General features: G+C 71.5%; 18 protein-coding genes. 9 read left to right on the top strand and 9 right to left on the bottom strand.

Annotated features, from left to right (window positions below; translation table 11 throughout):
• Positions 1-5 precede the first annotated feature (5 nt).
• From ACFYZQ_RS02245 to ACFYZQ_RS02225, 5 genes are all read right to left on the bottom strand, one after another.
• A complete protein-coding gene (locus ACFYZQ_RS02245; RefSeq protein ID WP_389140694.1) occupies positions 6-821 on the bottom strand; it encodes an ABC transporter permease in 816 nt (271 codons plus the stop codon).
• Positions 818-1843, bottom strand: coding sequence for an ATP-binding cassette domain-containing protein (locus ACFYZQ_RS02240; RefSeq protein WP_389140692.1), 1026 nt, complete (start codon positions 1841-1843; stop codon positions 818-820). The genes ACFYZQ_RS02245 and ACFYZQ_RS02240 overlap by 4 nt, the downstream gene beginning before the upstream one ends.
• Before the next feature lie 126 nt (positions 1844-1969).
• Positions 1970-3553, bottom strand: coding sequence for an FAD-dependent oxidoreductase (locus tag ACFYZQ_RS02235; RefSeq protein ID WP_389140690.1), 1584 nt, complete (start codon positions 3551-3553; stop codon positions 1970-1972).
• A complete protein-coding gene (locus ACFYZQ_RS02230) occupies positions 3550-4281 on the bottom strand; it encodes a methyltransferase domain-containing protein (RefSeq protein WP_389140688.1) in 732 nt (243 codons plus the stop codon). Before ACFYZQ_RS02230 ends, ACFYZQ_RS02235 begins: the two co-directional genes overlap by 4 nt.
• Complete coding sequence (locus ACFYZQ_RS02225) at positions 4281-5480, bottom strand: lycopene cyclase family protein (protein WP_389140686.1); 1200 nt, start codon at positions 5478-5480, stop codon at positions 4281-4283. Before ACFYZQ_RS02225 ends, ACFYZQ_RS02230 begins: the two co-directional genes overlap by 1 nt.
• A gap of 446 nt (positions 5481-5926) precedes the next feature.
• Here ACFYZQ_RS02225 and ACFYZQ_RS02220 point away from each other — a divergent pair, with 446 nt between their 5' ends.
• Genes ACFYZQ_RS02220 through ACFYZQ_RS02205 form a run of 4 tightly spaced genes read left to right on the top strand, consistent with a single transcriptional unit; the run spans position 5927 to position 10702 of the window.
• Positions 5927-7114: a polyprenyl synthetase family protein gene (locus ACFYZQ_RS02220; RefSeq protein WP_389140684.1), complete on the top strand. Its 1188-nt coding sequence runs from the start codon at positions 5927-5929 to the stop codon at positions 7112-7114.
• On the top strand, positions 7111-8646 hold the full coding sequence (crtI, locus tag ACFYZQ_RS02215; RefSeq protein ID WP_389140682.1) for a phytoene desaturase family protein: 1536 nt from the start codon (positions 7111-7113) through the stop codon (positions 8644-8646). The genes ACFYZQ_RS02220 and crtI overlap by 4 nt, the downstream gene beginning before the upstream one ends.
• Entirely contained in the window at positions 8643-9695 is a 1053-nt protein-coding gene (locus tag ACFYZQ_RS02210; protein ID WP_389140680.1) for a phytoene/squalene synthase family protein, read from the top strand. Before crtI ends, ACFYZQ_RS02210 begins: the two co-directional genes overlap by 4 nt.
• Positions 9692-10702: a DUF5914 domain-containing protein gene (locus ACFYZQ_RS02205; RefSeq protein ID WP_389140678.1), complete on the top strand. Its 1011-nt coding sequence runs from the start codon at positions 9692-9694 to the stop codon at positions 10700-10702. The genes ACFYZQ_RS02210 and ACFYZQ_RS02205 overlap by 4 nt, the downstream gene beginning before the upstream one ends.
• Before the next feature lie 28 nt (positions 10703-10730).
• Here ACFYZQ_RS02205 and ACFYZQ_RS02200 read toward each other — a convergent pair whose 3' ends face one another.
• Positions 10731-10913 carry a hypothetical protein gene (locus tag ACFYZQ_RS02200; RefSeq protein WP_389140676.1) on the bottom strand — a complete coding sequence of 61 codons (183 nt, stop codon included), beginning with the start codon at positions 10911-10913 and terminating at the stop codon, positions 10731-10733.
• A 146-nt stretch (positions 10914-11059) separates the two neighbouring features.
• Positions 11060-11926, bottom strand: a complete 867-nt coding sequence (gene panB / locus ACFYZQ_RS02195; RefSeq protein ID WP_389140674.1) for a 3-methyl-2-oxobutanoate hydroxymethyltransferase — start codon at positions 11924-11926, stop codon at positions 11060-11062.
• Positions 11927-12126: 200 nt separating this feature from the next.
• On the opposite strand from panB, the gene ACFYZQ_RS02190 reads away from it, so the two are divergent.
• The 4 genes from ACFYZQ_RS02190 (at position 12127) to ACFYZQ_RS02175 (ending at position 17035) form a co-directional block, all read left to right on the top strand.
• A complete protein-coding gene (locus ACFYZQ_RS02190) occupies positions 12127-13716 on the top strand; it encodes an MFS transporter (protein ID WP_389140672.1) in 1590 nt (529 codons plus the stop codon).
• A 90-nt stretch (positions 13717-13806) separates the two neighbouring features.
• Positions 13807-14520: a TetR/AcrR family transcriptional regulator gene (locus ACFYZQ_RS02185; RefSeq protein ID WP_389140670.1), complete on the top strand. Its 714-nt coding sequence runs from the start codon at positions 13807-13809 to the stop codon at positions 14518-14520.
• Between the two features lie 125 nt (positions 14521-14645).
• Positions 14646-15704 (top strand): endonuclease/exonuclease/phosphatase family protein, encoded by a 1059-nt coding sequence (locus tag ACFYZQ_RS02180; RefSeq protein WP_389140668.1) that lies wholly within the window; start codon positions 14646-14648, stop codon positions 15702-15704.
• Between the two features lie 113 nt (positions 15705-15817).
• The gene (locus tag ACFYZQ_RS02175; protein ID WP_389140666.1) at positions 15818-17035 is read left to right on the top strand and encodes an MFS transporter; all 1218 of its coding nucleotides are present in this window, start codon (positions 15818-15820) and stop codon (positions 17033-17035) included.
• Positions 17036-17310: 275 nt separating this feature from the next.
• Here ACFYZQ_RS02175 and ACFYZQ_RS02170 read toward each other — a convergent pair whose 3' ends face one another.
• Entirely contained in the window at positions 17311-17694 is a 384-nt protein-coding gene (locus tag ACFYZQ_RS02170; RefSeq protein WP_389140664.1) for a hypothetical protein, read from the bottom strand.
• Between the two features lie 70 nt (positions 17695-17764).
• Positions 17765-22264: a ricin-type beta-trefoil lectin domain protein gene (locus ACFYZQ_RS02165; protein ID WP_389140662.1), complete on the bottom strand. Its 4500-nt coding sequence runs from the start codon at positions 22262-22264 to the stop codon at positions 17765-17767.
• 509 nt (positions 22265-22773) lie between these two features.
• Here ACFYZQ_RS02165 and ACFYZQ_RS02160 point away from each other — a divergent pair.
• On the top strand, positions 22774-23583 hold the full coding sequence (locus ACFYZQ_RS02160; RefSeq protein ID WP_389140660.1) for a DUF6461 domain-containing protein: 810 nt from the start codon (positions 22774-22776) through the stop codon (positions 23581-23583).
• Positions 23584-23593: the final 10 nt, after the last annotated feature.

The following is a 23593-nucleotide window of genomic DNA, read 5'->3' as shown; positions in this document are numbered from 1 at the left end:
GGACGTCAGTTCTTGGTCCGGAACTTGTGGATCGCGACCGGTGCCATCACCGCGGTGATCGCCACCGACCAGCCAACCGTCACCCACAGGTCGTGCGCGACCGGGCCGCCGACCATCAGTCCGCGCGACGCGTCCGCGAGCGTGGACAGGGGGTTGTAGTCGGTGAAGGCCTGCAGCCAGCCCGGCATGTCCTTCGTCGGCGCGAAGATCGACGAGCCGAACTGCAGCGGGAACAGCACCAGGAAGCCCATCGCCTGCACCGACTGCGCGTTCTTCAGGATCACGCCCAGGGTGAGGAACACCCACATGATCGACGAGGCGAACACCGTGGACAGACCGACAGCCGCGAACAGCCCGCCCCAGTGGTGGATGTCGAAGCCGACCAGCACGGCGACGATCATCAGCACGACGGTCGCGAACAGCATCCGCGCCAGCTCCACCGAGATCTTCGCGAAGAGCACCGAGCCGCGTCCGATGGGCAGCGAGCGGAAGCGGTCCATGACCCCGGAGTTGAAGTCCTGGCTGAAGCCGGTGCCGACGCCCTGGGACAGCGTCATGCTCATCATCGCGATCATGCCCGGGATGACGTACTGCACGTACCCGTCCTGACCGCCGCCCAGCGCCTGCCCGATGGAGCCGCCGAAGACGTACACGAAGAGCAGGGTGAAGATGACCGGCATCAGCACCGCGTCCATCATCGACTCGGGGTCCTGCTTGATCCACAGCAGGTTGCGGCGGATCAGGGCGCCGGTGTGGCGCAGGTGGCCGCGCAGCGGGATGCGCGCGTCGGCGTCGGTGGCGGTGGCGGTGGCGGCGCTCATACGGCGACCTCCTGGCGGGTGTCGGCGGGCGTGGTGTCCTGCGGGGCACTGGCGCGGTGGCCGGTGAGGGACAGGAACACCTCGTCCAGGCTGGGCAGTTCGGTGGTGATGGAGGTGATCGTGATGCCGCGCGCGGTGACCGCGCCGACCACCGCGGTGAGCTGTTCGTCGCTGAGGATCGGCACCAGCAGGGCGCCGCTGTCGGTGTCCACGGTGGTGCCCGCGAGCCCGGTGATGCCGAGCTCGTCGAGCATGCGGGCGAGCGGGCGCAGCTCCAGCGGATCGGCCGGCCGCACCCGCAGGGTGCGCCCGCCGACCTTGGCCTTCAGCTCCTCGATGCCGCCCTTGGCGATGACCTTGCCGCGGTCCACGACCGTCAGCTCCGAGGCCAGATGCTCGGCCTCCTCCATGTACTGGGTGGTCAGCAGGACGGTGACCCCTTCCCCGACCATGGCCTTGACCTCGCCCCACACCTCGTTGCGGGTACGGGGGTCGAGTCCCGTCGTCGGCTCGTCGAGGAACAGCACCTGGGGCCGGCCGATCATGGAGGCGGCGAGGTCGAGCCGCCGTCGCATACCGCCGGAGTAGGTGCTCGCCGGGCGCTTGGCGGCGTCCGTGAGCGAGAACCGCTCCAGCAGCTCGTCGGCGCGGGCGCGGGCCTCCTTGCGGGACAGGTCGAGGAGCCGCCCGATCATGTAGAGGTTCTCCCAGCCGGGGAGCTTCTCGTCGACCGACGCGTACTGGCCGGTGAGCCCTATCACCCGGCGCAGCTGCCGGGGCTGCCGTACGGCGTCGTAGCCGACGACGGTCGCCTGGCCGGCGTCGGGGGCCAGCAGGGTGGACAGGATCCGTACGAGGGTGGTCTTCCCGGCGCCGTTCGGTCCGAGCACCCCCATCACGGTGCCCTCCCGCACATCCAGGTCCACGCCGTCCAGCGCCTTGGTCTCGCCGTAGTGCTTGACCAGTCCCCGCACCTTCACCGCGTGGCTCGCGCCGCCCGGGTTGTCATCGATTCGCGTCATGCCGAAGACGGTGCCAGACCCGACCGACAAACCACCGACAGCTCACCTACACCCGCCTGCACGCCACCGACACGCCCTCGCGCCCCGACCAACGATCGGCTCATTCGGACGACTCGCCGGGCTGCGTCACGTCTCTCCGGCCGGTGCCCCCGGCGCCCGCCCGAAGCGTCGGGCGAGTGCGCGCAACAGCGCGGAACGCCCGTGATCGGGCACGGTCCACAGGGTCTGCCCGTGCACGCTCCACTTCTCGAGCAGGGCGTTCGCCGCAAGGAACCCCGATGTGGCGGCGCGCTCCATGAGGGCCACGGGCAGGCCGGTGCGGACCAGATCGCCCGCTACGACGACATCGGGGTCCGGGGTGCGGACCGTGGGCCGGTCTGCGTACCCGCCCACGGCGAACAAGGGGCAGTCCGCTCGCCACTCATGGCAAGCGGACACGGTCCGCGCGGCGCCGGTCTCCGGGAACACCTGGTGCAGTTGCCTCACCAGGCGCTCTTCTTCGACGTCACGGGCGGCGTGCGGTGGCAGGGCGTAGGCGTGGAGTTCGACGACCGAGCCCCCGGTGCGCGCGGCCCAGCGTGCCGCCTCCCCTTCCCAGTGGGAGACCACGCTGATGTTGTCCAGGGAGGGATAGCCGCTGGTACCGAGGAAGCCCGGACGGCAGGGGTCGACGGGGCGGTCCAGCCACAGGCGGGACACTAGGAACGGGGGAGCGGTTCGCAGCCGGGCGATCCGGGCGCGCCAGGCCGCGTCGCCGAGGCGGGGCGAGGCCTCCACGACCGCCCGCAGTCCACCGGTGTCCAGGGCCAGAACGACGGTGTCGTACCGCTGCGCGGGACCGTCCGCCACGACCCGGAAACCACCCGAGGGATCAGGATGAACGCCGTGCACGGGGGCCGATGTCCGCACTTCGGTGCGGTGGCGGGTGAGATAAGCCGTCAGAGGGTCCCACAGGGCCTCCGGATACGGCGCGCGGGGCACGTCGAACAGGAGCCCCTCGCCGGAGCCGAGGAAGTAGATGTGGAACATCAACGCCATCTCGGCCGCCGACAGTTGGCGGGGGTCGGCGAAGAAGCTGCGGGAGAACACCTCGAAGGCCAGCGAGCGGGCCGCGGGAGGAAAGCGGATCGCTGCCAGGAAGTCGTGGGCGCTGACGTGGTCCAGCTGTTCGTGGACGCTGTGCGTGCGTACGTCGAGCAGGGGCAGCGCCGTCGGCCCGTTCATGGACAGCAGATCCCTGACGCGGAAGGTCGGGCTCAGGGCGGCGAAGGCAAGGGCGCTCCAGGGCGGTGTGCGCGGTACGTGGCGGAAGCTGTCGCGCAGGCCGCTGCTGTGCTGCAGGGGGTAGTCCGGCAGCGCGGTCAGCCCCTCCAGCCAGGGGTCGGTCCTGCGCAGCAGCCCGCGCAGGTTGTAGTACTGGCGGAAGAAGGCGTGGAAGCCGCGGCTCATGGTGGCGGGCCGGCCGTTGGCGAGGGTGACGGGCCACCCGGCCAGGCGGCCGCCCAGACGGGGTTCGCGCTCGTACAGCGTGACGCGGACCCCCCGCTCGGCGAGCGCGACGGCCGCGGCCACCCCGGCGATGCCGCCGCCGATGACCGCGGTCGAGGGCGGATCCCCGTCGATCCGGCGCCGACCGGGGCGTGGCTGGATGACACGGGCACGCCGGTCGCGCCCATGACGCCGGGCATACCGGTCACCCTGCGGGGTCATGACGGGTCGTCCGTTTCCCGTACGGGGCGGCGGCCGAGGAAGGTGTGGGTGATGCCGGTCTGCCAGCCGGGCAACCGCACCACGCGGACCTGGTCGAACCCGGCCCGGCGGAGCCGGTCGCCGAACGCGGGCGCGGTGTCGAAGGCGTCGACGCTGTGCCACAGGTGGCGGTGGAGATCCCGGTCCCCGGTGAGGGCGCCGAGCGGAAGGACGACCGAGTGGTACACGGCCGCCCAGACCATGCGATCCACGCGTCGCCCGCTGAGCGCGTAGTCGTGCACGGCGATCCGGCCGCCTGGTGCCAGCAGGTGGCGCACCATGCCGAGGGCGGCGTCCGGATCGGCGACGTTGCGGAACACGTAGGCGGCGAACACGGCGTCGAACGGTCCCTTCACCACCCCCGCGGACAGGTCCTCGAGCGCGGCGCGTACGAAGGTGACGGCGGGCGGCCAGTGCTTGGCGCGCGCCCTTTCCAGCATGCCTGCCGACGCGTCGATCCCGACGACCTCCGCCCGCGGCAGCACGGACAGGAGGGCCGCTGTGGAGGCGCCCGTACCGCAGCCGAGATCGAGCACCCGCCGGCCGGCGCCGCCGCCCGCGAGACCCAGTCGCCGGGCGGAGCGGCGCAACTGTCCGTGGTATCCGGGGTTCAGCGCGACCAGGCGGTCGTAGGCGTGGGCGCCCCGGTCGAAGGCGGCGGCCAGTTCCGGGCCGCGCAGCAAGGTCATCAGCTCGCTCCTGCGGGGGGACGGCGGGGGACCAGGGGCAGCTCGGCCGCCGTACGCAGCATCGACGGGACGGGAGTGCGCAGGCCGATGGCGAAGTCCTCGTACAGGCGGGTCCGCCCGTCGAGGAAACGCAGCAGGCGCTGCGGGGGGACACGGGTGAACAGACGGTAGAAGAAGTCGGGGCCGTCGACCCGTCCCGTCGCCAGCGCCCGGAGCAGGATGGCGTCCATCCCGCGCGCCCGGGCCGGATAGGCGGGCGGCGGCACCGGACGCCGACCGGTACGCAACGCTCGCGCGACCGCGTCCACCTGACGCTGGATCGCCGCGAAGGTGTATCCCGTGGCGGGACGCGTCGCCCCGCCCGCGGTGCCGATCCGGAACACCGAAGCGGGGCTCTCCCTGGTGAACGAGGCGTCCGTCATGGGGATCGCCCCGGTCTCCGACCAGAGCACCCGTACGGCGCCGAGCCCGAGGACGCCGTGTGCGTAATGGTCCAGTGCGGCGTCGTAGGCGTCCGAGCTCAGCGGCTCGGGACCGAACTCCGTGTACTCCACCAGGGCGGTGTGCCGGCCTGTGGGCAGGACGTACCCGAAGGACAGTCCGGGAGCGGGCTGAGGGGTGCGGAAGTCCATCAGGTCGACGACTCCGGGGTCGAACGCGGGTTCCTCCGTGCGCAGGTACCAGCCCCTGAAGTGCTGCAGCAGATGGGTGCGGGCGGTGGGCGCACGCCGCGGGGGACGTGAGTCGAAGACCCAGCGGGCATCCACCGTCACCCGTGCGCCGTCGGCGTCGACGGCCCGGATCCTGGCGGTGCCGTCGGGCAGGCCGCTGATGTCGTCGACGGTGGCCTCGACACGGCGCACCCCCGCACAGGCCTTCAGGTCGCGGTCGACCAGCGTCTGGAAGTCGTCGGACCGGATCATCATGTAGCGCATGGGTGAGATGCGTCGTTCGGCCGTCGCTCCGTGCCGGTCCCTCATCCGCAGCCGCTCCCAGGAGTCCGTCACCACGGCGTCGTAGCGGCCGGGGCCCGTCTCCCAGTAGCACCACGTGCGTCGGGGCGGCCGCAGCGGACCGGCGGGGGCCGTGATCAGTACGACGGAGGGCGCGGGCCCCTTCGGTGCGCCGAGCGACACCCGGTGGGCGAGCGAGAGCCCCGCGGCCCCCGCACCCACGATCGCGATGTCCGTCTCGGCCACGGTAACCCTCCACGACACCGCGAGTGCTGCTCCTGGTGGCCCGGCGCTGCCGGGCGCGCTGTGCAGAAGCATTCCGTACCGCCGCCGTGCGCGGATGCAGCCGCGCTGGACGTGCCCCTACCGGGTGGCCGACGCGTCCCATCAGGCGAAGGCCCCGGTCACCGGCGCTCCTGAGTGGAATGGGTGTTGTTGCCGCCGCTGCGACCGGCGGGCCGGCTGCGCGGAGCTTCTTCGGCTGCATCCGGTACGCCGCCTCCAGGCGAACGCATGGGTACAGCCCCGTGCCCGCACCGACGAGAGGAACCGGGATGCGCCCCAGCAGCGCCCAGCAGGGTACGCGTGACAAGCACCCTCCCGGTCCACGGCCGGTGCAGCAGCCCGTCCGAGCCCACGGCACCGGTCCCGCGCCGGGGCCGGAAGGGGCGGCGCCAGGGACCGTCCCGCACGTGGAGGCCGTGGACGCCGACGTACCGGCCGCCGTCGAACGGAGCCTGCGGCAGATCCTGGACGAACGCGTCGCACAGGCGTCGTCCCTCGACCCCGTGTTCGGCCGGGACCTGGCGGCACGACTGGCCGCCTTCACCTTGGCGGGAGGCAAACGCATCCGACCACGGTTTCTGTGGTGGGCGCTGCGTTCCTGCGGTGGTGGAGGCGAACCGGCACAGGCAGAGGCGGCCCTGCGCATCGCGGCCGCGCTCGAACTGATCCAGACCTGCGCCCTGGTGCACGACGACGTGATGGACGACTCCGACCGGCGCCGTGGACGGCCGTCGGTGCACGCCGACATCGCACGGCGGTACCCGCCACGGCGCGGCGACACCGGCCGCGGCTTCGGCAGGGCCGCGGCCATCCTGGTCGGTGACCTCGCGCTGGCCTGGGCGGACGACGTCATGGCCGCCACCGTGGCGGACCTGGCCGCCGCGGACTCCGTCGCCGCCCTCTGGCGCGCCCTGCGCACGGAGATGGTGGCCGGGCAGTACCTGGACCTGCACGGCCAGGCCACCGGCGCCCGTTCCCCGGCCGCCGCCGTGCGCGTCGCCTACCTCAAGAGCGCCCTGTACTCGGTCGAGCGACCGGTCGCCCTGGGCGCCGCGCTGGCGCAGGCCGATCCGCGCACCACCGCGGCGCTGTGCGCGGCGGGACGATGCTCGGGCATCGCCTTCCAACTGCGCGACGACCTTCTCGGTGTCTTCGCCGAGCCGCACGTCACCGGCAAACCCTCGGGCGACGACATCCGGCAGGGCAAGCCGACCTATCTCGTGGCCGTGGCCAGGCACCGGGCCGTGGCGGACGGCGACACGGAGGCGCTGACCGTACTGGACCGGTGCGTGGGTGCGGGCCGGCTGACTCAGGCGCAGATGGCGGAAGTGCGGCGGACACTGGTCCGCACCGGGGCCCGGGCCGCCGTGGAGCACCGCATCGAGCAACTGGTCGCCCGCAGCCTGCGCCATCTGGCCGATGCCGACCTGCGGCACCCCGGCCGCGAGCGGCTGCGGGACCTGTTGTGCGCCGCCGCGGGCGTCGTGACCGACCCTGACGCGGCCGCGTCCCCTTCAGAGGCCCGGACCGCGGACGGGACCGCGGCGGAACCGGACGCCGCACCGCCCGGCCCGGCACAGGGGTGGTCCCGATGAGGACGGTGGCCGGCCGCAGCGACCACGTCGTGGTCATCGGCGCGGGCCTGTCCGGCCTGTCGGCCGCACTGCACCTGCTGGGAGCCGGCCGCCGGGTGACCATCGTGGAACGCGAGCGGCTGCCCGGCGGCCGAGCCGGCCGACTGGAGCGCGGCGGCTACCGCATCGACACCGGCCCCACCGTCCTGACCATGCCCCACCTGGCCGAAGAGGCGTTCGCGGCCGTCGGTGCCCGGCTCGGCGACCACATCGAACTGCTGTCCCTGGACCCGGCCTACCGGGCGTGCTTCGCCGACGGCAGCAGACTGGACGTGCACATCGACGCCACCGCGATGGAGACCGAGGTCGAACGGTTCGCGGGACCACGTGAAGCGGCCGGGTACCGGCGGCTGCGCGCCTGGCTGACACGGCTCTACAGCGTGCAGATGCGCCGGTTCATCGACGCCAACTTCGATTCCCCGCTGGGGCTGCTCACCCCCGACCTGGCCCGACTGGCCGCACTCGGCGGCTTCGGCCGCCTCGACGCAGCGATCGGACGTTTCCTGGCCGACGAGCGACTGCGGCGGGTGTTCACCTTCCAGTCCCTGTACGCCGGTGTCGCACCGGCCCGGGCACTGGCCGCCTACGCCGTCATCGCGTACATGGACACCGTGGCGGGCGTGTACTTCCCGCGCGGCGGCATGCACGCCCTGCCCCGTGCCATGGCCACCGCCGCGGTCGACGCCGGCGCGGACCTGCTCCTCGGGCGTGAGGTCACGAGCCTGGAGCGATCAGGGAGCAGGGTCACGGCCGTCGTCACCGCCGATGAGCGGATCCCCTGCGACGCGGTCGTCCTCACCCCCGACCTGCCGACCGCCCACCGGCTGCTGGGCCGCCGGCCCCGCCGCCCGGTACCGCTGCGGCACGCGCCGTCGGCCGTCGTCCTGCACGTCGGCACGGACGTCACCTGGCCGCACCTGGCCCATCACACCCTGTCCTTCGGGACCGCGTGGCACGAGACGTTCGACGAACTGACCCGGACCGGGAGCCTGATGACCGACCCGTCCCTGCTCATCACCCGCCCCACGGCCGGCGACCCCGCCCTCGCCCCCGAGGGCAGGCACCTGCACTACGTTCTGGCACCCTGCCCCAACACCGACGTGGGACCGTCCGCCGCGGCGTGGCACGACCTCGCGCCCCGCTACCGCGACAGCCTCCTGGCCGTCCTGGAGGCACGCGGCCTGCAGGGCATCACCCGGCACATCGACGAGGAGTGCCTGGTGACCCCCGCCCACTGGGCCGCCCAGGGCCATGCCGCGGGCACCCCGTTCTCGGTGGCCCACACCTTCGCCCAGACCGGCCCGTTCCGCCCCCGCAACCTCGTGCGCGGGACGGACAACGCGGTCCTGGCGGGCTGCGGCACCACCCCCGGCGTCGGAGTGCCGACCGTCCTGATCTCCGGCAGACTGGCCGCCGCCCGCATCACCGGCGCACCCCGCCACCGTCCGCACACCTCCGTACCGCCTACGGCAGCGAGGAGCGTGCGCCCATGACCGCGCGGGAACTGAACGCCGCCGGCATCACCGACCCGGTACTGCGCGCCGCCTACGCCCGCTGCCGCCGCCTCAACGCCCGCCACGGCCGGACCTACTTCCTGGCCACCCGCCTGCTGTCCGCCGACCGCCGACCCGCCGTGCACGCGCTGTACGGCTTCGCCCGCTGGGCCGACGACATCGTCGACGGCCCCCGCGCCGCCGACCGCGACGACCGCGCCGCGACCCTCGCCCGGCTCGACGCGCGACTGCGCCGGGCACTGACCGGTCACCGGGGCGTGGCCGGCACCGACGAGCCCGTGGTGCTGGCCGTGGCCGACACCGCCGCCCGCTACGCCATCCCCACCGAACACTTCACCGACTTCATGGCCTCCATGCGCAGCGATCTGACGGTCACCGAATACGCCACCCACGACGATCTCTGCGCCTACATGCACGGCTCGGCCGCGGTCATCGGCCTGCAGATGCTGCCGGTACTCGGCACCGTGAGCCCCCTCGAAGAAGCCGCCCCGCACGCCGCCGCGCTCGGCCGGGCCTTCCAGCTGACCAACTTCCTCCGCGACGTGGGCGAAGACCTGGACCGCGGCCGTGTGTACCTGCCGGCCGACCTGCTCACCGCCCACGGCGTGGACCGGCCCCTCCTGCAGTGGAGCAGGTCCACCGGACGGCGGGACTCCCGCATCACCGCCGCGCTCCGGGCCGCCGAGGACCTCACCCGGGGCGTCTACCGTCAGGCCGCGCCCGGCCTGGCGATGCTGGACCCGCTGGCGCGCCCGTGCATCCGCACCGCCTACATCCTGTACCAGGGCATCCTGGACGCCGTCGCCCGCGACGGATACGCCGTGCTGCACCGGCGTGCCGTCGTGCCCCGCCGCCGGCGGGCGGTCATCGCCGCCGACGGGCTCGTCCGGGTCGCGGCCGCCCGCCTGAGGGACCGGCACGGCAGCGGGCTCGCTCCGGTCACCTCCGACTCGCCCGCCTCTGCTGCCCCGGCGGTCTCGGCGACGAGTTCCGTGCCGCCGTGGGGTGACGCGATGGAGACCGGATGAGCTCCGGACACACGCCGGCCCGAGGACGTGTTCCGCTGCGACTGCGACGCGGCTCGCCCCCATGGGCGCGCCAGCGGCCGACCTGGCGGGAAGCACGGCCCGCCGTCATCGCCTCCGCAGTCGAACGGGCCACGGCCCGGCCGTCCGGCAACTGGTTCGTCGTGGGCGCCGTCACAGACCTGCGGGCCACCCGGCCGCTGTCGCGGAACGTCGCCGGCCTGGAGGTGGTGGTGTGGCGGGACGGCAGCGGGCGCCTGGTGGGCGGGCCCGGCGTCTGCCCGCACCTCGGCGCACCGCTGGGCGACAGCCCGGTGCACTGCGGCACCCTGGTCTGCCACTGGCACGGCCTCGCCCTGGACGGTTCCCGGTCCGCCGGCTGGGAGCCTCTCCCGGTGCACGACGACGGCGTGCTGGTGTGGGTGCGCCTCGACGCCGTCGGAGGGGAACAACCGACGCGTGCTCCCGTGGTCCCCGTGAGGCCTGAGCCGGCGACCGCTCTCCAGACCGTGTGGCACGGTGTGGGGGTCTGCGAACCGGAAGACGTGATCGCCAACCGTCTCGACCCGTGGCACGGAGCCTGGTACCACCCGCACACCTTCGTCGACCTCACCGTCGTCGAAGCCCCGGCCGGCCCGCAGGACGCCGACCGCTTCGTCGTGGACGTCTCCTTCCGCCTCACTCGTCGCCTCGTCGTACCCGTCCGCGCCGAGTTCACCGCGCCCGAACCCCGCACCGTGGCCATGCGGATCACGGACGGCGAAGGGGAGACATCCGTCGTCGAGACCCACGCCACGCCTCTGGATCCCGACGACCGCGGCAGACCCCGCACGCTGGTCGTCGAGGCCGTACTGGCCACGTCCGACCGGCCGGGCTTCGTCCTCGCCCGCGCGGCCGCCCCTCTGCTGAGGCCCCTCGTGCGCGCCGCCGTGGGCCGTCTGTGGCGCGACGACCTGGCCTACGCGGAACGCCGTCGGCGCCTGCGTGAAACCGGCCGGTCACCCGGTTGACCCGGACGGCCCCGACCTGCGGGTGCGGTCAACCGCCGGTGCCGGGCCACTGCCACGTGTGGGTGCCGAACCACCAGGCGACGGCATGGACGAAGACCAGGAGGAAGAGGCCCACGAACAGTACGAACCCGAGCACGGCAGGCAGGGCCCACCCCCGCGGGCCCCGGTCGGCGGCGTCCGGACGCGGTGGCGGTGCTTTCGCGTTCGCCATGACTTCATCGTCGGTCGCCGGTCCGGGGGCCGCACCCCAGGCGGATCGGCCCAGCGGCGGCCCGTCACGCCGACGCGCCGCGGGCGGAACGCGGCAGCCCGCCGACGGGGGACGATCGGCGGGCTGCCTGTGGTGCGGCGATGGTCCTAGTGGACGGAGTGCTCCTCCAGCGGGAACGTCCCGCCGACGACGTCCTCGGCGAAGGCCTTGGCCGCGTTGCCCATGACCTCACGCAGATCGGCGTACTTCTTGACGAACTTCGGCACGCGACCCGAGGTCAGCCCGAGCATGTCCGTCCACACCAGCACCTGAGCGTCCGTCTCCGGCCCGGCCCCGATGCCGACGGTCGGGATCTGCAGCACCCGCGTGACCTCGGCCGCCAGCTCCGCCGGCACCAGCTCCAGCACCACCGCGAACGCACCCGCGTCCTGCACGGCCTTGGCGTCCCGCAGCAGCTGCGCCGCGGCCTCCTCGCCCCGCCCCTGCACGCGGTAGCCCATGGCGTTGACCGACTGCGGGGTGAGCCCGATGTGGGCCATGACCGGGATGCCGGACTCCACCAGCAGCCGGATCTGCTCGTGCGAGCGCTCGCCGCCCTCCAGCTTCACGGCGCCGACACCCGCCTCCTTCACCAGCCGGGTCGCCGAGCGCAGCGCCTGCACCGGGCCCTCCTGGTAGGAGCCGAAGGGCAGGTCGCCGACGATCAGGGCGCGGTTGGTGCCCCGTACGACGGCCGCCGACAGCATGGTCATCTCGTCGAGGGTGACGGGCACGGTCGACTCGTACCCGAGGTGGCAGTTGCCGGCGGAGTCGCCGACCAGCATGACGGGGATGCCCGCCTCGTCGAACACGGACGCGGTCATCGCGTCGTAGGCGGTGAGCATGGGCCACTTCTCGCCGCGTTCCTTGGCGAGGGCGATGTCGCGGACGGTGATGCGGCGCGTGCCCTTGCCCCCGTACAGCGCCTTGCTGCCGTCGGAGGGCTTCGTCTGGGCAGCCGAAAGCTGCGTCATTGCAACGGCTCCTAACGTCATCTCGAGGCGCCCTGACGGCGTCCCCGGACCGTCTCCATGGTGGCACCTCGTGCCAGTGACGGCCAAGGGGGCCCGGCGTGATCCCTCGCGCACGCCTCGCGTTCCGCTCGCGTAAGGCCTTCGTAAAGGAATACAGATACGAGACGGTGCCGTATTGGAATTACCCTAGGCTCGTCCCCATGACTACTCCTGCCGTCCCTGCCCGCCGGATACCGGAAGAGGTCCACCGGCGCCGCTGGGCGATCCTCGGCGTGCTGATGCTGAGCCTGCTCATCGTGGTGCTGGACAACTCGATCCTGAACGTCGCCATCAAGACGATCTCGACCCCGGCGCCGACCGGTCTGGGCGCCACCCAGAGCGAGCTCGAGTGGGCGATCAACGCCTACACCCTCGTCTTCGCCGGACTGCTGTTCACCGCCGGCCTCGTCGGCGACCGGATCGGCCGCAAGAAGGTCCTGCTGGGCGGCCTCGTCGTGTTCGGCATCGGCTCGGCCCTGGCCGCCGAGTCCGGCTCGCCCGGCCAGCTCATCGCCTACCGCGCCCTGATGGCCCTGGGCGCCGCCTTCGTCATGCCCGCCACCCTCGCCGTCCTGATGAACGTCTTCGAACGCGAGGAGCAGCCCAAGGCCATCGGCATCTGGGCGGGCGGAGTCGGCCTGGCCATCGCCATCGGCCCGATCACCGGCGGCGTGCTGCTCGACCACTTCTGGTGGGGCTCGGTCTTCCTCATCAACGTGCCCATCGTGATCCTCGCCCTCGGGCTGATGGTGTGGCTGGTGCCCGACTCCCGCGACCCGAGCCCGGGCCGCATCGACCCCGTCGGCGTCGTCCTGTCCGTCGTCGGCCTGGTCCTGCTCGTCTACGGCATCATCAAGGGCGGCGAACTGGCCGACTTCACGGATGCCAAGGTGCTGGCGACCATCCTGTCCGGTCTCGCCGTCCTCGCCGCCTTCGTGCTCTTCGAGAAGCGCAGCGACCACCCGTCCCTGGACGTCACCTACTTCAAGAACAAGGTGTTCTCGGCCGCCATGAGCGCCATCGCGCTGGTCTTCTTCGCGCTGATGGGTGTGACGTTCTTCTCGGTCTTCTACACCCAGAGCGTGCGCGGCTACTCACCGCTGCAGTCCGGTCTGCTGATGCTGCCGCTGGCCGCCGCCCAGATGATCTTCGCGCCGCGCGCCCGGCTGGTGGTCGACCGGTTCGGCAACAAGGCCACCACCACGGCGGGCCTGGTGCTGATCGCCGCGACGCTCACCGCGTTCGCCACCTTCCAGGCGGACACGCCGATCTGGCTGCTGGAGGTCGTCTTCTTCCTCATGGGCGCCGGCATGGCGCACATCATGACCCCGACCTCCGTGGTCATCATGCAGGCCCTCCCCCGCGAGAAGGCCGGCTCGGCCTCCGCCCTGAGCAACACCTTCCGCCAGGTCGGCGGCGCCCTCGGCATCGCCGTACTCGGCTCGGTCCTGTCCACCGCCTACCGGAACGGCATCGAGGACAAGCTCGGACCGCTGCCGGTCGGCCTCAGGGACACCGCGGGCGAGTCCATCGAGGCCACGCTCGGCGTCGCCGCGAAACTCGGCCCCCAGGGCAAGGCCCTGGTCGACCCCGCCAACGACGCGTTCCTGCACGCCATGCACGTCACCGCGCTGTGCGGCACCGGCGTCGCGCTCGTCGGCGCCGTCGTCACGGCGCTCTTCCTGCCGGGCAAGCCGCCGGAGCGTCAGCAGGGCAAGGAGGAGACGCAGTTGGTGGCGGCGGGAGAATAGCCGACGGGGGAGTCGACGGAGGAGAGTCGAAGGACGGGGGAGGAGGTAGCTGCGCGACAATCGGCGCAGCAGGCGAAAGGACGGAAAGACGTGAGCCTTGCCGACAGCCGGTCCGCCGACAGCGACAGCCGGTCCCGGCCGGACGCCCCCAGCCGGGGCCGCCCCCGCAGCGAGGCGGTGGAACAAGCCATCCTCGAGGGTGTGATGAAGCTCCTCGAGGAGGGTGTCTCGCTGGCCGAACTGTCCATCGAGCGCATCGCCCGCACCGCCGGCGTCGGCAAGGCGACCATCTACCGCCGCTGGAGCGGCAAGGAGGAACTGTTCGTCGACGTCATGCGCGCCGCCGAACCCGACGACCCGGAACTCCCCGGCACCTCGATGCGGGACGACCTGGTCGTACTACTGGAGGCGCTGCGCCGACGCGGTCTGGTCAGCCGTTCCTCGGCGATCCTGCACAGCGTGCACGCCCAGATGAAGAGCAGCCCCAGGATCTGGGCCGCCTACCACGCCAACGTGATAGCTCCCCGGCGCGAACTCGGACTGCAGGTCCTGCGCCGGGGCCGGCTGAACGGCGAACTCCGCGCGGACGTCGACCTGGAACTGGCGAACGATCTGCTGGTCGGCCCCATGCTCGCCCGCACCGTCATGCGGTCCGACGCCGACCTCCACGAAGGACTCGCGGAGGAGATCGTGGACACCGTCCTGGCCGGCCTACGGCCCGTCAGTTCCCCGGATCCCGACGGCCGGAATGTGCGCGTTTCGTCACAGACGGCGTTGGTCACTCCGGTAACCGGAACTTCCTGAACCGACTTGTTCGTCCTCGTGCCCGTACGGCCGTCATGGGACGGCGGGAACGAGGTCGATCATCCCCTAGGGTCGGAAGGGACACGGGGAACAGGGTGTGCACGGCAGGCAGTGAGGCAGACGGTATGGCGCAGCAGGCGTACATGACGGAGACGGACAACGGCGGCTCGGGGCCCGAGCGCCAGGGATCTCGGCTTCGGCGCCTGGCAAACCGGTTCCTCGGCGGCTGGCGCGGGGACCCGCGCATCTGGCGCCGGGGTGTCGTCCTCGCCGTGCTCGCGCTGCTGCTCGCCCTCGTGATGCTGCTGCACTCGCGCATCCCCAACCGGGTCGGCAACCTCGGCAGCCTCACGGAGACCTTCCTGCCCTGGCTGGGGCTGGCCATCCCGGTACTGCTGGTCCTGGGACTGGTGCGGAAGTCGGCGACGGCGCTGATCGCGACGCTGCTGCCGGGGATCGTGTGGCTGAACCTCTTCGGGGGACTGCTCACGGACAAGTCCGGCACCGGCGGCGACCTGGTGGTGGCCACGCACAACGTCAACGCCGACAACCCGGACCCCTCCGGTACGGCCCGGGACGTGGCCGCGTCCGGTGCGGACGTGCTGGCGCTGGAGGAGCTGAAGGCGTCCGCCGTGCCGGTGTACGAGAAGGCGCTGGCGTCGACGTACAAGTACCACTCGGTGCAGGGCACGGTCGGGCTGTGGAGCAAGTACCCGCTGAGCGACGCCCGGGCCGTCGACATCAAGCTGGGCTGGACGCGGGCCATGCGGGCCACGGTGGCGACCCCGGAGGGTCCCGTCGCGGTGTACGTCGCCCATCTGCCCTCGGTGCGGGTGAAGATGGAGGCCGGGTTCACCGCCCGGCAGCGCGACACGAGCGCCGACGCGCTCGGTGAGGCGATCGCCGACGAGACGGTCGGGCGGGTCGTACTGCTCGGCGACCTGAACGGCACGATGAACGACCGCGCCCTCAACGGCGTGACCTCCCAGATGCGTTCGACGCAGGGCGCCGCGGGCAGCGGCTTCGGCTTCAGCTGGCCGGCGTCGTTCCCGATGGCCCGGATCGACCAGATCATGGTCAAGGGCATCGAGCCGGAGAGCTCCTGGACCCTGCCGCGAACGGGAAGCGACCATCTGCCGGTGGCGGCGCGTGTGAAGGTCACCACATCGGCAACCGGGTCCTGACCCCGCTGGAATAGCGGCCCGGAGCGCGTTTGTTCCGTACTTGAACATAGTGATACGACTGAGAAGTCGCGCAACTGTACGGAACTGCACGAAACGCTCTGAGAGGTCCCCTCATGCCCCTGGCCCTGCTCGCCCTTGCCGTGGGCGCCTTCGGCATCGGTACGACCGAGTTCGTGATGATGGGCCTGCTGCCCGACGTCGCGGAAGACCTGCACATCTCGATCCCCAGCGCCGGGCACCTGGTCTCGGCGTACGCGCTGGGCGTCGTCATCGGCGCCCCGCTCCTGGCCGCGGTCACCGCGCGGATGTCCCGCCGCACCGTCCTGATCGGCCTGATGGGCCTGTTCGTCGTCGGCAACGCCCTCTCGGCGTTCGCCCCCGGCAACGGGTCGCTGCTCGCCGCCCGGTTCCTGAGCGGTCTGCCGCACGGCGCGTTCTTCGGCGTGGGCGCGGTGGTCGCGACGACCATGGTGGCGCCGGAGCGCAAGGCCCGCTCCGTGTCCCTGATGTTCCTCGGCCTGACCGTCGCGAACGTCGCGGGCGTGCCCGCCGCCACGCTCATGGGCCAGCACCTGGGCTGGAGGGCGACGTTCCTCGGCGTCAGCGCGATCGGCCTGGTGGCGATAGCCGCGCTGGCCGCCCTGATCCCGCACGACCACGCGCACGCCTCCGCGGCCGGCCTGCGCGGCGAACTGGCCGCCCTGCGCTCGCTGCCAGTGTGGCTGGCCCTCGGCACGACGGTGGCCGGCTTCGGCGCCCTGTTCTCGGCGTACAGCTACATCACGCCCATGCTGACCCGGTCCGCCGGGTTCGCCGAGTCCAACGTGACACTGCTGCTCGCGCTGTTCGGCGTCGGCGCCACCGCCGGCAACCTGCTCGGCGGCCGTCTCGCCGACCACTCCCTGCGCGGCACGCTGTTCAGCGGACTCGGGTCCCTGGCCGCGGTCCTGCTGCTGTTCCCCGTCCTCATGCGCACGGAGTGGAGCGCGGCCCTCGCGGTCGTCCTCCTCGGCATGGCGGCGTTCGCGACGGGCTCTCCGCTCCAGCTGATGGTCATGGAGAAGGCCTCCGCGGCCCCCTCCCTGGCCTCCTCCGCCAACCAGGCCGCCTTCAACCTGGCCAACGCCGGCGGCGCCTGGATCGGCGGCCTGGCCCTCGCGGCCGGCTTCGGCGCGACGTCCCCGGCGCTCGCCGGTGCGGGCCTGGCGGTACTCGGCCTCGCGGTGGCCGGCGCGGCCTACACGGTGGACCGCCGCCGGGTCCCCGCCGCCGGACGGGAGCGCGTGGTCGCCTCCCACCTGCCCGAGCGGTCGGGTGCGTTGCACCACTGACCCGGCCTGCGATCAACTGCGCGCCTGAAGGCCGACGGGGCGTTCTCCGTTGCGGGAGAACGCCCCGTCTCCGGTTTCCGTCGGAACGGCCGTCAGATGCGCCGGACAAGGTGGACGGTCGGCCGAGGCCGCCTTGGGCAGGTCAGCGGGATCGAGCACCTGCCCTCGCTGCCGTCGGCCGCCCGCCCTCAGGTGTCCCGGCCGTTCACCTTCGCGGGAGCGGCGGCGCAAGGCGCCAGAATCCCGCCCACCACCAGCAGATCAGGCTCGGCCGGTCAGCCCTTCCTGTCCGGTCCGGCTCCGGAAGCCTGACGCAGGGTGATACTTCTGCCTGCCATCTGCGCAAGCGACTTGGCACGCGCGACAAAGATCTCCGGGTCGTCCATCCCAGCAGTCACCTGAGGCGGATAGATCTCGGAATCGACATGGTCGGGAAAAGCGTCGCGCAATGCGGTCAGAATATTCGTCTGATCAGGCTCGGGAAGGTCTCCGAGGAAAAGGTAGCCCGATAGGGCACCTGCCGTGACGTCTCGCTTTGCCTGATCGTCTGCCACATGGCGGAGAACGAAAGCGGCCACATCGTCGAAGAGGGCGGAAGTGGCGAACCAGTTGAGGTCCTCACCCGACTCGCCGACGGGGAACGACACGAGCTTTGTCATTGCTTCCTTGCCTTTACGACGAGCGGTGGGCGCCCCTTGAAGGGCCGCCCACCGCAAGTAGACGGACGGATCAGGTGTGGTCACCGACGTAGAAGATCCGGGCCTGATCGGCCTCCGGAAGTTCCTTGACGGCAGCCTTGATCGCCTTGATCTGCTCGGCCGTGTACGTGGACACGTCCACCGGAACGAAGGAAACGAACCGCCCGGATTTCTCCGTCTTCAGTAGATGCGCCTTGATGGACTTCACGAACTGTGGAATCTGCAGGTATTCCGAGGGTGAATTCCCGACTGCGTCATACCCTCGTCCGGCCTGATCATACCATTCCAGGTCGCCGGTCTTGTCCCGGGTGAGCTGCACCCCGCGCTCGCTTTCCACGCGCAGGGCCGAATGCATCTCGCCCTTGTTGAACTTCAGTCCCTTTGCCGGGTCGACGCCGAGCGAATACCGGCGGATGTACTCGACGAGACGGGCCTCCAGAGCGCCGCGAGTGATCTTCTCGCCTTCGGCGGCAGCGAGGTTCGCCACCGCGGCGGACTCCAGAGCCTCCATGGTCGCGCGATCGGCAACCCGGAGGTGATCGATCGCCTCCTCGACGCCCGCGCCGGTGCGCAGAGCCTTGGTGAAGACCCGGAAAGCCTCGATGGCCTCGGCGATCTTGCCGGCGGGAACGAAGGCGGCGGCCGCCCATGCGCAACCGGAGGCGGTCCCTCCGTCGTTGCCAGGTGTCAACTTGTGGTAGCAGTCGACGAAGTCCTTGACAAGGACGTTGTAGGCGGCTTTGCCCACGATCCTGATGAGGTCCCCGTAGTCGGCCTCCTGGAACGTGTACTCGATCGACTTGTGCAGGTCCTTGAACGTCTGCGTACCGAGGAAGACCGTGTCTGCCTTCGGGCATCCGGACTCGGTCGCCGGTACGTCCGGATTGGTGCACATGTAGAAGCTAACGGTCGCGTTGAACGTCAGATCGAAGTGCGTGGTGCATGGGCGGCCGATGCAAGGACTCTGCTGACGCGGGTCACCGACCAGTTCGATCTTGTCGACGATGGTGAACACACCGGCGATACCAGTGTTCCCGCCCGCGCCCACCTGCTCGTTGGCCTTCTCGCGTTCTGCCTGATCGGCGGCTTCCTGGGCTTCCGTGGCGTACTTGTCGGCGTCCTTGGCCGCCTGTTCCGCTTCGGTGGCGGCTGCGTCGGCGCGGGTGGCGGCGGCGCGGGCGTCCTTGGCGTCCTGTTCGGCCTGGGCGGCTGCGGAGCGGGCGGCTGCGGCGTCGAGTGCGGCGGTGTCGGCGGAGTCGCGGGCGTCCTTGGCGTAGCCCTCGGCGTTGCCGGCGGCCTTGTCGGCGGCTGCGGCGTCGGCGGTGGCCTGCTGGTCGTAGTCGATGGTGCGGGCCAGGGACGCTGCCGCTGCTGAGGCGGCCTTGGCGGCGTCGGCCGCGTAGCCGAGGGCCTCCTTGGAGTAGGTGCGGGCGTCGGCCGCGTACTGGGCGGCGTTCGCCGCGTGCTGGTAGGCCTCCTTGGCGTCGCCCTTGGCCTGGTCGGCGATGTTCTTGGCGGCCTGGGCCTCGGCTGCGGCGTTCTTGGCGTGTGCGTCGGCGACGGCCTGCTGCTGGTCGGCGATGGACTTGGACGCCTGTCCGGTCAGTACGACCAGGCCGGCGGCGGAGTCGGTGTCGACGTAGGCGGAGCCGAGCTGGATGGCGTCGTTGGCCGGGTTGGCTACCTGCTCGGCTGCCTTGCCTGCGTCCACGGCGGCCTGGGCGGTGACGTGGGCGAATCCGGCGGCCTTCGCGGCGGCGGCGAGTGCCTTGCCGGCCTCCACGTTGGCTGCGTCGGCCTGGGTCTTGGCGTCCTTGGCGTGCTGCTCGGCCTCGTCGGCGAGTTTGACGGCCGTCTTGGCCTCGGTTGACGCGTCCTGGGAGGCGCTGATGGCGTCGGCGGCGGCGCTGGTGGCGGTCTTGACGGCCGCGTCGGCCTTCAGTTTGTCGGCCTGGGCGGCGTCCGCGTCGGAGCGGGCGCGCTTGGCCGCGGCTTCGGCGCGGGTGGCGGCGGCGTCGGCGGCGGCCGCCGCCTGGGTGGCCGCATCGGCCTCGGAACGGGCCTTCGTCGCGGCTGCTTCGGCATCGTCGGCGGCGTTGTCCGCGTCGTTCGCGGCGGCGCGGGCTGCGTCGGCGGCGTCCCCGGAGTCCCGGGAGTCGGCGTAGGCGTCCTTGGCGTCGGCCTTGGCGCGGGCCGCGTCCGCCTTCTGCTTGGCGTCCCAGGCGTCGTCCCGCATGGCCTTGGCGTGGTCCTTGGCCTTGACCGCGTCGTCGCGCCGGTCCTCGGCGGTCTTCTCCGCCGTCTCGGCCCGGGACTTGGCGTCGCCGGCCTTGGTGGCTTCCGCCTCGGCGTTCCTGCGGTGCTGGGCGGCCTCGGCCTGCTTGGCCGCCGCCGTCTCCTTCTCCGCCCTGGCCGTCTTCTCCTCGGCCTCCGCCGCGAGCCGCTTGGCGTGCGCGTCGGCGGCGGCCGCCTTGGCGTCGCCCTCGGCCTTCAGCGCGACGCCGAGCTTGGCCTCCGCGGTCTCCTTGTCCGCCTTGGCGTTGTCCCGGTGCACCTTGGCCGCGTCGGCCGCCGCCTTGGCCTGCAACTCCGCGGTCTCGGCGGCCTTCTTGCGGAACTCCGCCTTCGACTGCGCGGCCTGGGCGAGGGCGCGCTGCGCGATGGTCGCGCTGTCCCCGGCGGCGGCACGGGTAGCGGCCTCAGCCGTCTCGCCCGCCTTCTCCAGCGCCGTCACCGCGGCAGCCGCGCCCTTGGTGACCTGGTCCTTCTGCTGACCCACCAGCAGACCACGGCCCCGCGGAGCACCGTTGGCATCAGCGATGCCGTAGGCCGCCTGGACGGCCGTGTCCGACGCGGTGGCGGCCTTCTGCGCGGCGGTGAGCTGCGTCTTGAGGACGGCGAGCTGCGCCTTCGCCGCGGTCTGCGCGGCGGTGACCCCGGCCTTGGCCTTGTCGAACTGGGCCTTGTCCGGGTAGTCCAGCTTGTCGTCGCCGGTGTGGGTCTTGGGCACGACGCGGAACTTCTGCGCGCTGGAGCCGTTGCAGGTGGACTGCACGGCGTCCTTGCTGTTGTCGAACCCGGGCAGGTGCAGGCACTTGCCGGTCACCGTGTTGCGCAGCGCGCCCGGGGTGCGGACGTCGAAGTCCCAGAACTGGGTCTTCGTGGCGGCGCAGTCCCTCATCTGGATCTTGGCGCCGTCGGCGTTGCTGCTGCCTGCCACGTCCAGGCACTTCAGGCTCGAATTGGGGTTCATCAGGCGGTAGCCACCGTCCTCGGACCCCCACAGATGCCACTTCTGGGCCGCGCCGCTGTTGCAGGTGTAGATCTGCACCGGGGTGCCGTTGGTCTTGCCGCCGCCGGCCACGTCGAGGCACTTGCCGGTGGCTCCCGGCACCTGGATCTCCAGCTGGCCGTCGCCGATCCAGCCGAAGCCCCCGGCGCTCCAGTAGTCCTGCCAGCGCGTGAGGTGGTCGGCGACCCAGGACTGGCCGAGCAGCTCGGCCATCGTCTCGGCGCCCTTGGTGAGGGCGGTGGTGGCGTCCCGGTTCGCGTTGAGGATCTGGTTGCGCTGGGTGGCCTGGGAGGCGATCTCCTGCTGCCATTCCTGCGCGGCGACGTCTTCGGCCTGGCGGAGCGTCTTGTTCGGGTCGATCGGGTCACGCCAGGCGCAGGTGGCGAAGCGGGTTTTCAGGTCCTCGACCGCGATCCGGTACTCCGCGCCGCCCGGCTCCGGCGCGGTGCGGGGCCAACCGCCCGAGGCCAGGAAGATACGGGCGTTGTCGGCGCCGGCATCCTCCGTGGCGAAGCCGTGCAGCCACTCGAACGCGTCGCGCTCGTTCCGCGCGCGGTTCCACTGGTCGGTGGGCAGGTTCGGGTCGGGGTCCTTGCCGTAGAGGGGGGTCCCCAGATCGTCGACGGCCTTGAGCGTCTTCTCGTCGGCCTTGGGGGTGGGGTCGTAGAAGTCGAACTTCTCGACCCAGTCGGGACCGCCGGCCCACTTGCCGAGGCCGGTCTGGTCGTAGAAGTCGCCTCCCTCGTGGACGCCGGGCACCCAGTGGAACTCGGTGTCGGTGAAGCCGCCAGGATTGGGCAGACCGTCCAGTGGCTTCTCCCACGCCGCCTCACGGGCGTGCAGCCGTTTCCAGTTCGCGTCGGTGGTGGCCTCGTCCTGGTTGTAGGCATCATGCAGCGGGCCGTTGTACGCCCCGTCGAGGGTGGCCAGTTCGCGCAGCTTCTCGGGGGTCTGGTTGAGGGCGTTCTGGGCGAAGGTGTACATGCCCGGGCCGCCGAGGCGCAGCGCGTCGCCCATCAGGCACTGGTCGAGACGCAGTTGCTCGTCGCCGGTGGTCTCGAACCAGTCGTCCGGCCGGTCGCTGGAGTGGGCGCCGGTCAGACTCGCGGCGAGATCGGGCTGGACCGCGAGGCCGGTGAGCAGGGCCAGCGTGGCGACGGAGGTGATGGCGGTGGTGAGCTTTCCCGCCCTACCGGGTCTCAGGGGCCCGGGCAGGCGGAACCATGGTCTGGGCTGCAAGGAGGCATCCCTTTCTTCGTTTCGTTTCAAGGGGCGCGGGCCGTGGGGGCGGCTGAAGAACAGGCAGCAGTGGCGTGTTCCTGAGGTCGACTCAGGAATGCGCGGGACTTGCCGGGTTCATGTGTACCGACGCCTGGCGCGACGGCATGACGATGCGACCCCTCCCCGTGAGCGACGGCGTTCCCCCGGTCGCTGAGTGACGTGCGCGTACGGAGTGATCAGGCTCCGCCGGTGCGCGGCGCCACTTTAGGCACACAGAGAAGAACCCGTACAGGTGTTCACTCTGTGCGGCAGTTGGTGGCGTGAACCTGGCGGCAAGTGAGTCTGCCCGGCAGTGGTGCTCATCCGCAGGCGCACCTGCGCTTTCCCGTGGGATGCCTGTGTGTGCTGACGGCCGGCGGGACGCGATGGGTGATCGCAGATGGCCGGTTTTCGTTCCCGGTAGCCTTCGTGTTCGCGACGCTCGCAGTTCCACGGCCTTGTCAGTGGCAGCAGGCAGACTGTGCCGCATGACTTCGGTGACGGCACAGGACTATGCCTGGATACGTTCCTACCCGTTGTTCGGCTACGCGCTGGAGGCCGGGTACACCCTGACCCTGGTGCGGGGTGTCGCCCCGGGGGAGGTGCTGCGGGTGATGGGGGCGGAGCCCCTGGGTTCGTGCACAGGGGCTGACGCGTTGATCGAGCGGCAGGACGAGCTGCGCGACCCGGCGGACTACTGGGACGACTCCTTCCTCGCGGGAGCGTTCACCGTCCCGGGCGAAGGTGGTGACTGGACACTCGTCCTGCACGTCGGAGAAGGGGGTATGGGCATGCAGCCGCGTTTCCTGGAGGCCCTGTCGGCCGGTGGGCGCGCGGTGGTGCACTCCAGTAATGGAGGCAAGCCCATGCACTTCTTCAATTGGTACGAGGACGGCGAACTCCGGACCACCTTCGAGCGGTCCACGTTCAGGGACGGCAGCACTCCCGACGCTCTCAACCCGGTGATGCGTGAGGTCGGCCTCGCGCTGTCGGACGACGAGGGCGAGACGAACGGGCTCTTCCACACCAAGGCGGCGGTCTTCGCGCTCGCCGAGCGGCTGACCGGGGTGCGGGTGACGGAGGAACTGCTCCGGGATTCCGAATACCAACTCGGGCATGTACCCGAGGAGCCCGCGGAGGACTGGACCGGCATCGTCATCGACATCACCGACGCCCACGGGGAACGTTTCTACAAGGAGTTCACCCGCGACGAGGTCGAGGCCGCTTCGGCCCGGGCGCGGGCCCAGGCCGCAAAGCCCGTCGCCGGCGATGGGGCTCCTGGCTCTTCGCCTGCCTGACCGGTTCGGT

Source organism: Streptomyces sp. NPDC001843, assembly GCF_042891955.1.
Classification (GTDB): Bacteria; Actinomycetota; Actinomycetes; order Streptomycetales; family Streptomycetaceae; genus Streptomyces.
Note: the sequence above shows the minus strand (reverse complement) of the source record. Positions and strands in the feature narration are given on the sequence as shown.

What these genes read in the sequence shown, in the direction of transcription:
- ACFYZQ_RS02190 (WP_389140672.1), top strand. Translation starts at nt 12,127, where the DNA reads ATGACTACTCCTGCCGTCCCTGCCCGCCGGATACCGGAAGAGGTCCAC.
- ACFYZQ_RS02245 (WP_389140694.1), bottom strand. Translation starts at nt 821, where the DNA reads ATGAGCGCCGCCACCGCCACCGCCACCGACGCCGACGCGCGCATCCCG.
- ACFYZQ_RS02160 (WP_389140660.1), top strand. Translation starts at nt 22,774, where the DNA reads ATGACTTCGGTGACGGCACAGGACTATGCCTGGATACGTTCCTACCCG.
- ACFYZQ_RS02210 (WP_389140680.1), top strand. Translation starts at nt 8,643, where the DNA reads ATGACCGCGCGGGAACTGAACGCCGCCGGCATCACCGACCCGGTACTG.
- ACFYZQ_RS02205 (WP_389140678.1), top strand. Translation starts at nt 9,692, where the DNA reads ATGAGCTCCGGACACACGCCGGCCCGAGGACGTGTTCCGCTGCGACTG.
- ACFYZQ_RS02170 (WP_389140664.1), bottom strand. Translation starts at nt 17,694, where the DNA reads ATGACAAAGCTCGTGTCGTTCCCCGTCGGCGAGTCGGGTGAGGACCTC.
- ACFYZQ_RS02240 (WP_389140692.1), bottom strand. Translation starts at nt 1,843, where the DNA reads ATGACGCGAATCGATGACAACCCGGGCGGCGCGAGCCACGCGGTGAAG.
- ACFYZQ_RS02175 (WP_389140666.1), top strand. Translation starts at nt 15,818, where the DNA reads ATGCCCCTGGCCCTGCTCGCCCTTGCCGTGGGCGCCTTCGGCATCGGT.
- crtI (WP_389140682.1), top strand. Translation starts at nt 7,111, where the DNA reads ATGAGGACGGTGGCCGGCCGCAGCGACCACGTCGTGGTCATCGGCGCG.
- ACFYZQ_RS02180 (WP_389140668.1), top strand. Translation starts at nt 14,646, where the DNA reads ATGGCGCAGCAGGCGTACATGACGGAGACGGACAACGGCGGCTCGGGG.
- ACFYZQ_RS02230 (WP_389140688.1), bottom strand. Translation starts at nt 4,281, where the DNA reads ATGACCTTGCTGCGCGGCCCGGAACTGGCCGCCGCCTTCGACCGGGGC.
- ACFYZQ_RS02235 (WP_389140690.1), bottom strand. Translation starts at nt 3,553, where the DNA reads ATGACCCCGCAGGGTGACCGGTATGCCCGGCGTCATGGGCGCGACCGG.
- ACFYZQ_RS02200 (WP_389140676.1), bottom strand. Translation starts at nt 10,913, where the DNA reads ATGGCGAACGCGAAAGCACCGCCACCGCGTCCGGACGCCGCCGACCGG.
- panB (WP_389140674.1), bottom strand. Translation starts at nt 11,926, where the DNA reads ATGACGCAGCTTTCGGCTGCCCAGACGAAGCCCTCCGACGGCAGCAAG.